The sequence below is a fragment of the Paenibacillus sp. SN-8-1 genome (assembly GCF_050995535.1).
Taxonomy (GTDB): domain Bacteria; phylum Bacillota; class Bacilli; order Paenibacillales; family Paenibacillaceae; genus Fontibacillus.
Map to the genome: position 1 here is coordinate 3162501 of NZ_CP194782.1, position 15439 is coordinate 3177939.

Genomic DNA, 15439 nt, shown 5'->3' on the forward strand with positions numbered 1-15439 from the left:
CCGCTCCGTTTGCCCCCCGTGTATATATAACATGCTCAACATCACCTACAAACAGTGAAGCAATTGCTTCTGCCTCATCTTGTAGACTCGTAATGAAATCCAATTCCTCATCGCTAATCTTGACAATATGACAAAGCGGAAGGAACTCATGTATGGTTTGGCGGCAATTTTCGGCATTATCCCACAGTGGCAATCTGACATTAGGGTCAAAGCTGATGAGGGCACCAGCCTCCTTGGCAAGAAAGATAGCTTTCAGGTGAGCGTATTTAACAGGAGCCTCTATTAGATCAACCGAACAGAAATGCAGTATATCCTGCTCACGAAACCAGGCTTTAATCTCATTCTTATTCAGCAGCATATCTGCACTAGGACTCCGGTAAAAGGAGAAGTCGCGGTTGCCGTCTGCCTTCAAGCTAACAAACGCCAGCGCCGTATTCGCTTCACTTGTCTGAAGCACGCGGCTGGTATCAACTCCGGCATTCTGCATAGTCTGTATGAGGAAATCCCCGAAGGCATCAGCGCCAAGCTTCCCGATGAAAGCACTGTCCCCGCCCAGACGGGAGACGGCACATGCAACATTGGCAGGCGCCCCTCCCGCTGCTTTACGAAAACTCTCTACCTCCATGAGCTCCACACCTACTTGATGGGGAATGAAATCAATGAGGGCTTCCCCCATGGTGAATACGGTCGGCATGGTTATGTCCTCCTTATAGAATATCCCATTTATATAGTGATACCAGCTTGGCTGTTCCTTTGGCGAACGCCTGAATCCCCAGCGACTGTGGTCCAGGATAGATACGTGCCGTAACTACGTGTTCACCATCGCCAATGAAGACTTCCACTGAAGATTTATCTACAAAAATCCGAAGCTTGAGATGCCCATTATCTAGCCGGACGTGAACCCGGCGCTCACCGCCAGGACCGAGACCGGATTTATCTCTATTTAAGGTGAACAATCCTTCTTCAGGTCGATAAGATAAAATCGTCTCCTCGTCGCTTCCAACCCGGAGCTTCAACCCAAATTCCTCAGCGCTGCCTGCCTCAAAATCTGTCTGAAGCTCATAACTGTCGCCAGAGCTTTGAATGTCTATAACCTGATCAAGAACAACGTCATGAATTTCATAAAGATTACTCCGATATTTCTCTATTTCTTCAACAGGACTGAACAGAATGCGATTCCCATCTAACTCTATCTTTCGAGGCAGACTCATGGCACCTGCCCATTCATGTCCCTGCTGCGTAGGCATACCGGCCTCCCACATGTCCATCCATCCGATAATGATTCTTCGCCCCTGGTCATCCAGTGTAGATTGAGGCGCATAGAAATCGAATCCGTGATCGACTTGGGCAAAAGCTTCGCTATGGAACTTACCCATCTCTGAATCGAATTCTCCCACACAATACATGGTCGAGTGAAGATTACGGAACTGTTCTCCCTGGGCTGGCATCCGCTGCGGGGAGAGCATGAAGATGTCTTTATTTCCGAGTGGGAACAAGTCCGGACACTCCCAGTTATCGCCGAAGCGTCCATCACTCGATGCAAGCACATTTACAAAAGTCCATTGCTTCAGATCATCAGACCGATATAAAAGAACAAGTCCATTTCCCTTTGCATCATTTGAACCGAGAACCACATAATATTGCCCGTTCTTCATAAATACTTTCGGGTCACGAAAGTCCTTTTGGCTTACATCAGGTGGAATCTCTTTGTATCCAATAACAGGGTTGCCCTGCCATTTCTCAAAGGTCACTCCATCGTCAGATACAGCAAGCCCTTGAGACTGTTTGTAATCCTGATCCTTGTCAGGTCCTGTGACCACATGTCCCGTATACAAAAGCATCAGTTGGCCATCTTTCTCGATAGCACTACCGGAAAAACAGCCATCCCGATCAAATTCCCCGTCCGGAGCCAGAGCTATCGGGAGATATTCCCACTTAATCAGGTCCGTACTGATTGCATGTCCCCAATGCATGGGTCCCCATATAGGCTTGTAGGGATAGTGCTGATAAAACAGATGGTACTGTCCTCTATATTGAACAAATCCATTAGGATCATTCATCCAACCGTATTCTGCCATCAAATGATAGTTCAATCTGTAGTCTGTTCGAAGCGAATGCTTGGAAGCCTTTATGAACTGGTCTGCCTTATCTTTGGTATATTCTCTCTTATGAATAATAAGTCATCCTCCTTACCATGTGCCAAGGGTTGACTAAACTTGCCCAGGCCCTAAATCAGCGAATAAAGAAGGAGATGCCGCTCCTTCCGACCAAATAAACCGTTTACATTTCGAATTATATGTCAATCCATTGACATACGTCAATTGGGAGCCATATTCATCAGTAGAACCATATGAAATGACACACCCACCCTATCAAAGAGTGAGTGTGTCATTAGTTGTTCTTATTCAAGTTGTAGACCGCTCTATCAATTCCACGGGGAGCACATGCTCTGGATTGATGACTTCGCCATCTAACTGCTTTTGAATTAATTCTACGGCCAAGCGTCCGATGGCCTCAATCGGTTGCTTGATTGTAGTAATCCCGGGGATAAACCAGGCTGCCATATCAACGTCATCATAACCAACTATACGAACGTCTTGAGGCACTTTCTTCCCTTTGCCCAGACATTCTCTTACAGCAAACGCGGCGATTATATCACTGCTGGCAAAAATACCGTCCACATCAGGATATTCCTCAAGCATCCTTTGGATGATCTGTTCGTATTGCTGTTGATCAAATACGTTCATATCCGTCTGAATTGTAATGTGCTGCACGCCATGCTTCTCTGCCGTATCCTTGAAACCGTCGTTCCGGTAATTCGAATGCATCAGAAGCTTAAGATTACCGCAAATATGTACAATTGTCCGGCATCCTTTACTAATCAGCAGTTCAGTGGCAAGCACTCCACCCTGGTAATTGTCCGAGGAAATGAACGGAATGTCGTTGTCTATCTGCCGGTCAAAGGTAACTATAGCTGAATTAAGATTTCGGTATTCCTCTATCTCAAGAGTATGACTACCCATAATAATTCCATCAACCCTATTGCGTTTTAACATGGCGATGTAATCTTTTTCTTTCATAGGGTCCATATGTGAGTTACAGAGCAGCACCTTCCAACCGTTCTGGTATGCGTAATATTCTATATGGTTCGTAAGTTCACTAAAAAAAGGGTGAGATACACTCGGAATGATAAGTCCAATTAAATTTGATTGCTTACGTAAAAGAGATCGGGCAATCTCATTAGGCTGATAATTGAGCTCTTCCATTGTCTTGAATACCTTTGACCTTGTAGCTTCACTAATGTATCCCCGATTGTTAAGAACACGGGATACCGTGGTAACAGACACACCTGCTTTTAGAGCAACATCATTAATTGTCGACATAACTACCCCTACCTCTTATTCTACCGACTTATTTCCACCAAATATACTCGATCCTTTATAGTAAAACAAGCCGCTCGATAGTTCTGTTAGTTCCTATCATAGTCAGGCTCAATAAGCAACAAAGGTGACCCTGGTAATGTCAATTATCGGCGAACTGTATTCTTTGTACTCCTGGTTGAGCATGTTCACGCAAATATAAGCCTCCTGTCCATCGCAGACAAGAGGCTTATCGTTTCGGATAAAGAAGATGACTTAATCCGTTTATACTTTTTTGCCAGTCAACCGATTCTGGTATCGGGAAAAGACTACAACGAGGCAGGTTACTAGAACAAGCATGAGTGCGATGAATTGTGAGGTCGATAGCACTCCGATTTGACCACGGATGATATCCCCTCTGTAAAACTCAATAACAAATCTGCCCAGACTATAAAGAATTAAATATGCGGCGGCAACGAGTCCGTCTTTTTGGGTTCTTTTGGACAAAAGAATTAAAACTAGGCAGAGGGCGAAGCTAAACACGCTCTCCATAATTTGCGTAGGTATCAGTTCAACACCATTTGGGGCGAGCTCGGAGTGGTGGAATGTAATCCCAAACCAGCCGTGTGTTTCTTCGCCATAACAGCAGCCTGCGAGCAGACAGCCGATTCTTCCGAACCCCTGCGCTAACGCAACCGAAGGCAAAAAAAGGTCCAGGTGCTTCAGGAAATTAATTCTCTTGATTCTGCAATACACTAGACCGGCCCCAATTCCGCCGATGATTCCGCCGTACACAACAAATCCATTCGAAAGATTCAGTAGAATGCCCGGGTCACTCTTAATATTTTGGAATTGGGTTATCCAGTACAATAATTTTGCTCCAATAAAACCGCCCGCCAGGCTCCAACCGGTCAGAGAGAAAACATGGGACAGGTTGAACTGGCGTTTTCTTCCTCGGTATTCAACGAGCTGGTAAGCTAACAAAACACCAATCGCGATCATTAATCCATACCCGTAAATGGTTACTGGCCCAATCTTGAACAGCTCGTTATACATGTTATTCTCCTCAGGAAAGATATTGTATTTATAAAAGTTTATTCATACTAGAAAGTCTAGTATGTAAGGATATTAATGTCAATTAATTCCACTGCATTCTTTGCTATCTCAGACCAACTGCTGGTGAAACTCGATAAAGCGGTTAGTGATATCGTGAAGCAGTAATTTTCAAGAAGCTGCCTATTCCATTATCCGGAAGACTGCTTTAGGCCATAGTTTTAACTTAGTGGGTGGGAATGCCTTCCATAGGAACTCCCACTCATTTTTTTGGAAAAAGGCCTTTATTTAGGAATGTAAGCCTTATTTTATGTGTCAAAATTGTAAGAATCGTAGATTATTTTGTCTGATTTTGGTACATTGGTTGTGCTTCTTTAGTTGCAAAGGCAAACTCGGGGAAACCCGAGGACGCAAAGCCACGTGCCTAATGGATCCCATCCTATGGTAGACAGGCCGCCAGTCATCATTGTTCTCAGATCGAAGAATGAATTACGAGCGCTGTCTATTTAGGCAGACGCTCTTTTTATTTTGAACAAGCAGGAGGGTTGATAACAAGCACAACGATTACCGGTTACCGAAGACACTCTATAAGTGAAGAGACACCATGTTAAAGGAGAATAAATTGTGAATAGGGTAAAAAATCTGTCTTTAAAGTATAAAGTTTCACTCATTGTTATTATCGTTGTTGTGCTTATTTTCACGGCCGTCTCCTATATCAGCCTGAGCATTCTGAAATCAAATTTGTCCAATGACTTAAAAAGAGAGCTGCTTAGCGTTGGCTCCCTGACAAGCATGCAGGTCGACTCGCAGCAGGTAAGCCGTCTGATCAGCAAGAACGGACCCGGAAATCCGGACTTCACCAGTCTGCAGAAGCAGCTGGATCAGATCCAGAAGGATCAAGGAATTATGAGCTGGAGTTATATCTGGAGTCTGAAGGACGACAAGGTTACCACTCAGGCCTACACCTCTAATTTGAATGAGATTTACAAGCCTGGCGCCCCGTTTGACGATCTTGCCCCGATTCACCTTGAAGCGGCGAAAAAGGTCTATGATACGGGGGAGTCCCAGGTGACTGATATTTTTGATGACCCTTTTGGCACGTGGAGAACTGTATTCTCTCCTATTAAGCTGGATGGGAAAGTCATTGCAGTCATCGGGATCGACTACTCCGCTGATTATATTAACAAGCTGTCGGGCGAAGCTCGCAACCAGCAGCTGATCATTACCCTAATCGGTCTCCTTATTATTGCGCTGGTGATCTACTTTATTATTAACATGATCCTCAAGCCGCTGAAATCGATTGTTCATGTATCTAATCGGATCGCTGAAGGGGATCTCAGCAGTGAACAACTTAGTTACAGGGCAAATGATGAGATTGGACAGCTTAACCTGGCGGTTGCCAAAATGCAGACCAACCTGCGTGCTCTGATTCTAAACATTCAGGAGTCCTCCGAACATGTAGCTTCATCCTCCGAGCAGCTGACCGCAAGCTCCCAGGATACCGAGACTTATTCGGTCAAAGTCAATACAGATATGGCTGAGGTTGCCGAGAAAACCCAGATTACGTCCAAAATCACAGACGAAACTGTCACTGTTCTTGAAGAGACCGCTATCGGCATTCAACGGATCGCTGAATCCACCTCGGCCGCCTCGGAGGAATCCGAGCAGATGGCTCTAAGCGCCCAGAGCGGGCAGGAGTCGGTTCAAAAGCTGCAGAATCAGATGGACAAGATTACGGATTCAGTCACCCGAATTGCAGATGTGATTCATGTGCTTAATTCTCAGATCGGTGAAATCAACGAAATGACGCGGCTGATTACTGATGTAGCCGAGCAGACCAACCTACTGTCCCTTAATGCCTCTATTGAGGCTGCACGCGCCGGAGAGCATGGACGCGGCTTTGCGGTGGTGGCATCAGAAATCCGGAAGCTTGCCGAGAGCACAGGACGCTCAGCCAGCACCATTGCCGAGCATTTGTCGAGCATTACACGCAGCACAGCGGAATCCCAGGTCATCGCCCAGGAAGGACAGCAGGACGTTCGCCACGGCGTTACCCTGATGGAGGAAGCCGCTCGTGCATTCAGAGAGATTCAAGAGTCGACTAAGAATGTGGCTATGCAGATGCAGGAAATTTCTGCTTCTTCGGAGGAAATCTCCGCTTCCTCACAAGAGGTAACTGCTTCGGTAACCGAGCTTCGTTCGGCATCCGGGGATATTGCAGTCAAATCCGATCAGGTATCCTATGCCTCAAGTCAGCAGCTGCAATTTATCAAGGAAGTGGCTAAAGCCACGGAATCTTTAAGTGAGACTTCGCAATCCCTGCAGGAATTGATCAAAACCTTTAAAGTCTAACAGACAGGAGCGATACTACATGAGTTTTACAGGATTACAAGGCAAATCAGCGCTGATTACCGGCGCAAGCAAGGGTATAGGCAGAGCTGTGGCCCTAGAGTTCGCCAAAGCAGGCACGAACGTGATGATCAACTATATCGGCGAGGATACCGAAGCGTTGGCCGTGAAGAAGGAAGCCGAGAGCTATGGAGTGAAAGCAGAAATCTTCAATGCTGACGTAAGCGACTCTACTCAGGTTCAGAGCATGTTCACTGCCTTTGATCAGCTGTTTGGCCGGCTTGACATTCTGGTCAATAATGCAGGAATTGCCCATGCCGTAACCGTTAGAGAAATGACGGACGAGCAGTGGGACCGGATGATTAAGGTTCATCTGTATGGCACATTCTACAACGCCCGTGAGGCGGCACGCCGGATGTGGGACACCAAGGCAGGCAAGATTATCAACATCTCCTCTGATCTCGCCAGTCTTGGCTGTGAAGAATTCACTCACTATTCTGCCGCCAAGGGCGGAATCAGCGCATTCACCAAAGCGCTTGCCCGTGAGCTTGCTCCTCATGTCAATGTCAATTCCGTAGCGCCAGGCGGCACCTTTACAGACATCCTCGCCGATTTCGGAGAGGGCTACGAGGAAGAAGAAGCCGCGAAATATCCGCTCAAACGGCTCGCTCAGCCTCAAGAGATTGCCAAGTCCGTTCTGTTCCTGGCATCAGATGATGCCAATTTCTATACTGGCCAGATTCTTGGACCTAACGGCGGCAGCGTAATGAACTAGATCAACCAGACAATTTACATGGCTCACACAGGAGGAACATCATGACATCCGTTATTGTATTTCTGATTTATTTGGTCTTTATTTACTACATTGGCTTCAAAGGTTATCAAAAGATTAAAACCGCCGAGGATCTGCTCGTTGCCGGCTGGAGTATGCCGCTGTATGTGGTTGCGGGCAGCCTCTTGGCCGCCATGCTGGCGGCTCCGTTCTTCTTCGCGGCCATCGGTTCCGGTTATACAACCGGCGGTTTCGAGGGGATGGCCACGATGGCGGGTCTCGGCACCTGTATGGTGCTCGGCTCCTTCATCTGGACCCGTCCGCTGCGCCGGCTCAAGGGCTGGACGATTGCAGACTACTATGGGCTTAGATACGCCAGCAAGAAGCTTGGCGCCTATTCCGGCTCCGTCATGACCATCGCGTTCGGTTTCTTCAATGCCGGCGCACTGACCGTAGGCGGTACGTATATTCTGCAGGCGATCTTCCATCTGCCGTTCATTCCGGCAGCCTTGCTGTTTGTCCTGCTGACTGCCCTGTACTCCATTATCGGGGGACTATGGGCTGTGGCCTATACCGAGGTTATTCAAGGCTTGCTCTCTATCCTGGGTATTCTCGGTATTACCATCGCAGTAATCTATTCCTATCACGATAACATCTTCCATCCGGACTGGTGGAACATAAGCACCTTATTTAACAAAGGCGGTGCCACCTTCTGGAGTCTCTACCTTGTGCTTGCACTCGGTGACATCCCTGCAGCAGACCTCGGACAGCGTGTTGCCGGGGCCAAGAACCCAAAGATCGCACAACGGGGCATGATTATTTCCGGTATTATCGTCATTGCCATCAGCTGGATTCCCGGCATGCTTGGGGAAGCCTATAAATTCATCTATCCAGGCAGTGAGAATCCTGAGAACCTGATGCTGGCCTTCGCTCAAGGTTACTTCCCGCCAGTTGTGTCGGCAATCTTCCTGACAGCGCTGGGCGCCATGGGTATGTCTACGCTGGCTGCTTGCTTTGTCGCCTCATCGGGCGTTTTCACCAAAAATATCTATCTTGATTTTATCAATACCAATCCGTCACCGGCCAAGCTGCTCCGGGTGTCCCGTATCGGTATCGCTGTCAGCGCAGTCATCGGCTTTATTCTGGCGATCAATTTCCAGCAGATTATTGATCTGGCTTATCTCGCCTGGGATATCATCTTCGTAACTGTATTCTGGCCGCTCGTGCTTGGGCCGTTCTGGAAAAGAGTGTCCACGATTGCCGTTTGGGCCAGCATAACGGCTGGGCTGCTCTACTATATCCTGACTTCATTCGTCGGTGTTCCCGGCTGGACAACCGAATCAACCGGCTTCTTCGGCCTCGTAACCGAGCTTTGGATGATGCCAGGCATCTCCGGCGTGGTCGTGTCCGGAATCACGATTGTCGTGTTCAGTCTCATCTTCCCGGCAAGCCCGGCAGTACTGGCTATGTTCGAAAAGCAGAAGGATGCTTCGCTCGATGAGGTTGATGGAAACGATGATGTGAACTCGGGCTTTAACGTGAAAGCACAAGCTTAATCACATCATGCACAATTAATTCGGACTAAGCGGAGACACATCGTTGGCGGCCAGTAATTGCTGATCTGATACAGCGCCTGTCGTCAATCAGAGGCCGTATCCATTGCCATCTCGCTGTTCTATAACTCAGTCCTCCGTAACTGCAACAGAAAGCGCCCCCAGACCATATAAATATGGCCGGGGGCGCTTTTAATATATGAATCCATATAAATCCACATGGCTGAAGAAGTTACGCTGCTCTTGCGATTCTCACCGTAGTCCAACCGGGAGGCTGCTGCAGCCCACCAACTTGTAACAGAAAGAACAGAAATGCTACAGCTCCACCCGTCTTGCAGTATTCTAAGAACATCTACTGTATCCACAATTGCTGCAGGTTCGGCAGCCCTCCATATTAATTAGTGAAGCTGATCCGCAAGAAGGGCACAGATCACGGGAACCTTCTGAAAAGCTTGACGTGTGAGCCACTGCTCCCGTCTTTTTCTCATATTCATTGAATAGTTCCTCCACCAGAGCACCCGGATCCGCCAACACCTTGCTCTCTGTCTGCTGGGTCTCCTGTTGGACATGAGTCTCTAAAGCCTTGGCTACCGCATCGGCAATGGATTCCACCCGGTTCGCACCAAAGCCAATTGCACCCGAACCGCCGATGCCTTTCAAATGTTTGATCAGCAGCTCAACTTTATGCCCATGGTCCCCGTACCGCAGAAACAAGGAGCATACACGTCCCAATGCTTCAGCCATGGCGAACACATCGGAACCCGCCTTGCCAACATTAAGGAAGATTTCCGCTGGTATTCCATCCAGATCATTGATCGTAATATAAGCCATACCGAACGGGGTATTCATCTTATAGGTGGCCCCTCTCAATATTTGAGGGCGGCTTTTATACTGCTTATCAACTACCTTATTGTCAGTCAAGGATGCGCTGTTCTTGGTTGCCAGACCCTGCTTCAATAATCCCTCAATTTCTCGCCCTTCCAGCTTAAGCAGATTATCCGCAGACTTGGAGGTCTGTTCAGCAGCCCGCTGGGCAATCATCTGTTCCAGTTCCTCCGCTACAGCCTGCGGCTCATCGGCTCGGTCCTGCCCGAGTTCGCTGCTCATCTGCTGGTCTGCATTTAATCCCATGCCTTCAGACTGGGAAAGACTCAGATTCGGCTCCCCATTACCTCCCTGCTCATCCTGTCTGTCTTCCTTCTTCTCAGTCTGCAGCACCTGAACATCCCGGCTACCATCCCTGTAGATCGTCACTCCCTTGCAGCCGAGGTCAAAGGCTAATTCATACAGGCGCTTCGTATCCTCTACTGTAAAATCAGCCGGGCAGTTCGCCGTCTTGGAGATCGAGCTGTCCACCCATCGCTGAATCGCAGCCTGGACACGAATATGATCCTCAGCAGATAAGTCCATGGCTGTAACGAAATAATCAGGCAGCTCTTGTCCCGGATGCTCATTTATCCAGTCCTGTGCGATCGGCACGAACTGCTCGTCAAAGCCCAGCCGGCTCTGTCTGTAATACTTAAAGGCAAAGTAAGGCTCAATCCCTGTAGATGTGCCTACCATAGTCCCTGTACTTCCCGTCGGTGCCTGGGTAATGATCGTGACGTTCCGAATACCTTTGGTTCGTACGGCTTCACCTACCTCAGGGAACTCCTTCACCATTTCCTTCATAAATCCGCTTTGTAAATACTTATTGGCATCAAAGGCGGGGAATGAACCCTTCTCCTCGGCAATATCCGCTGAGGCGAGATAGGATTCTCTGGCAATGAAGCCATACAACCGATCCAGGAACTCCAAGGATTCCGCACTTCCATAGCGGATCTTCAGCTTGATCATTAACTCGGCGAGACCCATGGTTCCAAGTCCCACCCGGCGCTCGTTCTTCTGATTTTGCTCATTCTCTATAAAATGGTACGGCGTCTTATTAATCACATTGTCCAGGAACCGCACCGAATAGCGGGTGGCCTGGGCTAGCTCGTCCCAAGCTACGTCCCCACTTGACTCATCATAAAATTTAGACAGATTCAGTGCGGATAGATTACATACCCCCCAACCGGGAAGCCCTTGTTCACCGCACGGGTTCGTACAAATAATCGGATTAAAGTACCAACTGTTCGACATTTGATTGTAGTATTCCATAAATACGACACCAGGCTCCGCTGATTTCCATGCGGATTCCATAATAATTTGCCAAATCTCACGGGCTTTTACCGTACGATAATGGATAACCTTTCCGCCCCCTGCCTTCCAGGTATCCAGATTTCCATCCCAGTCTTCGTTATAGCGAGTATCCGTCGTATCCGGGAAAACAAGCTCCCAGTTCAGATCCTGCTTAACCGCCTGCATGAAGGCATTGCTGATGCAAACGGATAAATTCGCATTCGTAACCTGACCCATTGTCTGCTTCACGGTGATGAAATCCAGAACATCCGGATGCCAGTCATTGATCATCAGCATAAGCGCTCCGCGGCGGCTGCCTCCCTGCTCAATCAATCCAGTAGTATAGCTGAACAAACCTCCCCAGGAGACCGCCCCGCTGGAAGATCCGTTAACCCCTTTAACTACCGCTCTTCTCGGTCTGAGGGAGCTGAGGTTAATACCCACGCCGCCGCCCCGAGCCATAATCTCTGTCATTTCAGACAGGGTCTCCATGATTCCCCCCCGGCTGTCTTTGGGAGAAGGAATAACGTAGCAGTTGAACAGGGTAAGTTCCTCGCTGGCACCGGCTCCGGCTGCGATTCTACCGCCCGGAACAAGCTTCCAATCATCAAGAATGAAGCGGAACTTGCTTTCCCATTCCTCCTGAAGCTCGGGAGTGGCTTCCACTGAAGCCATGGCTTTAGCCAGACGGTCCCACATCTCTTCAGGTGTCTTTTCTATATTTAGAGTAAGTTGCTCTACATCTGTATTCACCGTTTCGCCGCCGCGTGTCTTGACGGTTACAATGTTACCTTCTTTGACAATGATCTCGCCGACTTCCTTGGTGGGGAATTTAGGATCATCCTTGGTCAGCACAAGGACCGTATCCCCGATCTTCGCTTGTCTTGGATCGGCGTTCTTCCATGCATAACGATCCAAAAATATTTTTTCACTCAAGCCTTCAAGCCGATTGCGATTCTGCGTATTCATGAAGAATGACCCCCTAGAAACTTAATGAGAACTCATATAACTTCTCTACCCAAATATGTACATACCACAACATATTGTGCATAATCACCATCATACTATACAACATATCGAACGATTGTGATTTTCGTCATATTCCTCACTCTCGTTCTGCAGCCTGACCGCTTCTTTCTTCAATAACCTTGTGTTTATCTCTGATTGTATCCAGTTATGAACAAGCCTAATTTCGTCCATACTATCCCTACATCTGCTGTTAAATATGAATTGTTCATAGATAGAACTTATCTCTAACGTTATATGATCCAGAATCAGCATCTGAGAAAGGAAGACACGAGCCTTATGACAATACAACCCGATTCTGATCTTCTTGCAAAGATCGAGTTTGACCGAACATGGTTTGAACAGCTGGAAGCCAGACTGGACAAAGGCGGTCCATGGGATAACTGGAACTTGTTCTCTCTGGCCATCCAGTCGGAGGAAGCCGGGCTCGTAACAGAATTTGAGGAAATGCAGTGTTTGAAGCATCTGCATGGGCTCGAACCCCTTCCTCACCAGACGGACACGGCTAAGAAGGTATTATTTGAAATGCGTGGTCGTGCCATTCTGGCAGATGAGGTCGGACTCGGCAAGACCATCGAAGCAGGACTTATTCTCAAAGAATATTTAATTCGCGGACTTGTTCGCAAGGTACTTATCCTGGTCCCCGCCTCACTTGTTCTCCAGTGGGTTAGAGAGCTGAATTCCAAATTCGGAATATCGGCCACTGCCCAGAAGAAGGTTCATTCCTGGAGCTCTGACATTGTGGTCGCTTCAATGGATACCGCCAAGCGCGATCCACACCGGGAGATTCTGCTAGGACAGGAATATGACCTGGTTATTGTCGATGAAGCGCATAAGCTCAAGAACAAGAAGACGACTAACTATCAGTTCATGCTGAAGCTCCGTAAAAAATACTGTCTGCTGCTTACCGCAACACCGGTACAAAATGATTTGGACGAGCTGTTCAATCTCATCAACCTGCTTAAGCCGGGCCAGCTCGGCAGGCAGGGTGACTTCTCGGCTAATTTTGTGGTGGATAAGCGTGTGGCCAAGAATGAAGATCAGCTCAAGAATGAGCTCTCCAAGGTTATGATTCGTAATCGCCGCGGCGAGGGCCAATTGAATTTCACCAAACGAGTGGTACGCAACGTCCCTCTTGAGCTGTCTCCGGACGAGAAGGCGCTCTATGACGGAGTAACCTCTTTTGTCAAAAACCAATACCAAGCTTCCGGCGGAAATTTCAGCAGTATGCTCTCACTTGTTACCTTACAGAGAGAAGTATGCAGCAGCCGGGATGCCGTATTCGTCACCCTCGTCAATTTGTCCAAGAAGCTGGCTCCCGATTCACCGGTCAGAGATCAAATTTGGGAACTGGTGCACGCGATTAAAGCAATTAAAGAAAATACAAAGGCTGAGAAAACGATAGAGCTCATTCGGGAAATGAATGAGAAGGTGATCGTCTTCACGGAATACCGGGCTACCCAGGAGTATTTGCTTAACTACTTCCGTGACCATGGTCTGACTGCCGTTCCGTACCGTGGCGGGATGAACCGCGGCAAGAAGGACTGGATGATGGATTTGTTCCGCGGCCGCGCCCAGGTCATGATTGCTACAGAGGCTGGGGGCGAGGGTATTAATCTTCAGTTCTGTCATAACATGATTAATTTCGATCTGCCTTGGAATCCGATGCGTGTAGAGCAGCGAATTGGACGGGTTCACAGGCTGGGACAGCAGAATGATGTGAAAATCTATAATTTATCAACGAACGGGACGATTGAAGAACATATTCTGAATCTGCTGCATGAGAAGATCAATATGTTTGAGACTGTAATTGGCAGTCTGGATGTAATCCTGGAACGTTTTGAGAAGAATCATTCCCTGGAAAAGAGCCTGTACAAGATTATGCTTGAATCAGAAAGCGAAGCTGATCTGAAGAAACAGGTTGAGTCCCTAGGAAACTCTTTGGATTCCATCAAACAGGAAATCGAAATGGATGACTCTCTCATAGACAAGAACGAAGGTAACTTAGAGCAGCTCTTTGGAGGTTGATCCGAGAATGACGATGACGACAGAACAGATCCAGAAATATGTCTTAACCTACCTGGAGAGTATGGAATGTAATGTGATCGAACAGTCTCCTTATCACGTGATGGTCAAGCTGTCGCCCGGGGCCGATAAGGAGCTTACCGGCCGCCCTTATTATTGGGGGTTTATCGAACGGACAAATACGGAACCCGAGACGATGTCCTTCCTTTTCGTCTTTGATCCAGAGAAATACGACCAGGCCGAAATCGCCAAGACAGCCCAGGCGAATGAGGCACGCAGAGCCGCTCTTCACGCCCAGCTTGATAAGCCGGTGACTACATCCAATGAAGGGACTCCCAGTTCCTCTCCTTCCCAGACGGAGGACACCATTCTTGGAAGATACTTTGGAGTGGTACAACCGCTCCCGAATGTCGGGCCAGGGCGAATACACCGGGAGCATTTGCATTTTGGAAGTCCTCGTCTCCAGCAAATATTTGCGGCAGCCCGGCGCGGAGGAAGCTGTGTGTATTTATTCGAGGACCCAGGCCCGAAACAGCGTTCCACTCTATTCCCTGCGGCATACGAGCCGTGGTTAGGCGTTAGCTTTAAAGTGGAATTTGCCTGTGATATGAAGCGGGAGGAACTTCATTTCATGGGTATATCCCTGGTAAGCGGAGAGATAGATTTTCAATTTCGTGATCGGCTGAGCAGAAGATCCCTACGGCCAAGATTGCCTGAGAACATTCACATTGAACCTTCATCCATAACTCCCGCCGAGGGAAGAGAGGCCCTTGAATCCTCACTTCAGAGCAAGCTAAGTGAAGTTGATCCAAGCTGGGCAATAGAAGCATCTGAACGTCTTCAAGAGGAGCTTGAATTGATCGATGCCTATTATAGAGACCTCCTGCTCGAAGAGGACGAGGAGAAGCGAAGATCGGCCAATGAACAATATGAAGCAAGGCGCGAGGAAATTCGCTGGCAGTATGAACCGCGCATCCTCGTAACTGCCATTAACTGCGGTATATTTCATTTACGGCAGGAGTCTTCCCGAACGAAATGACCATTATCGATAAAACACCGCAAAAATAGAAAGCCGGTGACAAGCTTGTCCCGACAGGTTGTAACAGTCTTTTGCCAGTTATTTCACTACAATGGGTACACTG

At 48.0% G+C, this 15439-nt stretch carries 10 protein-coding genes and 1 riboswitch (1 of these 11 running past the window's edge); of the genes, 5 read left to right on the plus strand and 5 right to left on the minus strand.

Translation table 11 applies throughout. The annotated features are described in order from the left end of the window. The 4 genes from ACRRNK_RS15290 to ACRRNK_RS15305 all read right to left on the minus strand — a co-directional run. Nucleotides 1-694, minus strand: partial view of a carbohydrate kinase family protein gene (locus tag ACRRNK_RS15290; RefSeq protein WP_433943577.1) — the 5' portion only. Its footprint begins 254 nt before the window's first position; only the first 694 of its 948 coding nucleotides appear in the window; it begins with the start codon at nucleotides 692-694; its stop codon lies off the left edge, out of view. A 13-nt stretch (nucleotides 695-707) separates the two neighbouring features. Beyond that, on the minus strand, nucleotides 708-2177 hold the full coding sequence (locus ACRRNK_RS15295) for a glycoside hydrolase family 32 protein (protein WP_433946910.1): 1470 nt from the start codon (nucleotides 2175-2177) through the stop codon (nucleotides 708-710). A 228-nt stretch (nucleotides 2178-2405) separates the two neighbouring features. Further along, complete coding sequence (locus ACRRNK_RS15300; protein ID WP_433943578.1) at nucleotides 2406-3383, minus strand: LacI family DNA-binding transcriptional regulator; 978 nt, start codon at nucleotides 3381-3383, stop codon at nucleotides 2406-2408. Nucleotides 3384-3644: 261 nt separating this feature from the next. Further along, the gene (locus ACRRNK_RS15305) at nucleotides 3645-4415 is read right to left on the minus strand and encodes a prolipoprotein diacylglyceryl transferase (RefSeq protein ID WP_433943579.1); all 771 of its coding nucleotides are present in this window, start codon (nucleotides 4413-4415) and stop codon (nucleotides 3645-3647) included. Between the two features lie 372 nt (nucleotides 4416-4787). Continuing rightward, nucleotides 4788-4873, plus strand: a riboswitch (cyclic di-GMP riboswitch). Nucleotides 4874-5036: 163 nt separating this feature from the next. Between ACRRNK_RS15305 and ACRRNK_RS15310 the strand changes: the two genes are divergently transcribed. From ACRRNK_RS15310 to ACRRNK_RS15320, 3 genes are read left to right on the plus strand one after another with little or no spacing between them, the layout of a single operon-like run. Continuing rightward, nucleotides 5037-6764, plus strand: a complete 1728-nt coding sequence (locus ACRRNK_RS15310) for a methyl-accepting chemotaxis protein (RefSeq protein ID WP_433943580.1) — start codon at nucleotides 5037-5039, stop codon at nucleotides 6762-6764. Nucleotides 6765-6783: 19 nt separating this feature from the next. Next, a complete protein-coding gene (locus ACRRNK_RS15315) occupies nucleotides 6784-7536 on the plus strand; it encodes an SDR family NAD(P)-dependent oxidoreductase (RefSeq protein ID WP_433943581.1) in 753 nt (250 codons plus the stop codon). A 41-nt stretch (nucleotides 7537-7577) separates the two neighbouring features. Continuing rightward, complete coding sequence (locus tag ACRRNK_RS15320) at nucleotides 7578-9089, plus strand: sodium:solute symporter family protein (RefSeq protein WP_433943582.1); 1512 nt, start codon at nucleotides 7578-7580, stop codon at nucleotides 9087-9089. A gap of 339 nt (nucleotides 9090-9428) precedes the next feature. Here the strand turns inward: ACRRNK_RS15320 and ACRRNK_RS15325 are convergent, their stop codons facing one another. Further along, nucleotides 9429-12215, minus strand: coding sequence for an adenosylcobalamin-dependent ribonucleoside-diphosphate reductase (locus ACRRNK_RS15325; RefSeq protein WP_433943583.1), 2787 nt, complete (start codon nucleotides 12213-12215; stop codon nucleotides 9429-9431). A gap of 336 nt (nucleotides 12216-12551) precedes the next feature. On the opposite strand from ACRRNK_RS15325, the gene ACRRNK_RS15330 reads away from it, so the two are divergent. Together ACRRNK_RS15330 and ACRRNK_RS15335 are read left to right on the plus strand one after the other, a co-directional pair. Further along, entirely contained in the window at nucleotides 12552-14300 is a 1749-nt protein-coding gene (locus tag ACRRNK_RS15330) for a DEAD/DEAH box helicase (RefSeq protein ID WP_433943584.1), read from the plus strand. A gap of 7 nt (nucleotides 14301-14307) precedes the next feature. Next, nucleotides 14308-15336, plus strand: coding sequence for a YqhG family protein (locus tag ACRRNK_RS15335; RefSeq protein WP_433943585.1), 1029 nt, complete (start codon nucleotides 14308-14310; stop codon nucleotides 15334-15336). Nucleotides 15337-15439 lie beyond the last annotated feature (103 nt).

Coding starts and splice junctions, on each gene's coding strand:
- ACRRNK_RS15325 (WP_433943583.1), bottom strand. CDS start 12,215: ATGAATACGCAGAATCGCAATCGGCTTGAAGGCTTGAGTGAAAAAATA.
- ACRRNK_RS15320 (WP_433943582.1), top strand. CDS start 7,578: ATGACATCCGTTATTGTATTTCTGATTTATTTGGTCTTTATTTACTAC.
- ACRRNK_RS15300 (WP_433943578.1), bottom strand. CDS start 3,383: ATGTCGACAATTAATGATGTTGCTCTAAAAGCAGGTGTGTCTGTTACC.
- ACRRNK_RS15330 (WP_433943584.1), top strand. CDS start 12,552: ATGACAATACAACCCGATTCTGATCTTCTTGCAAAGATCGAGTTTGAC.
- ACRRNK_RS15315 (WP_433943581.1), top strand. CDS start 6,784: ATGAGTTTTACAGGATTACAAGGCAAATCAGCGCTGATTACCGGCGCA.
- ACRRNK_RS15335 (WP_433943585.1), top strand. CDS start 14,308: ATGACGATGACGACAGAACAGATCCAGAAATATGTCTTAACCTACCTG.
- ACRRNK_RS15305 (WP_433943579.1), bottom strand. CDS start 4,415: ATGTATAACGAGCTGTTCAAGATTGGGCCAGTAACCATTTACGGGTAT.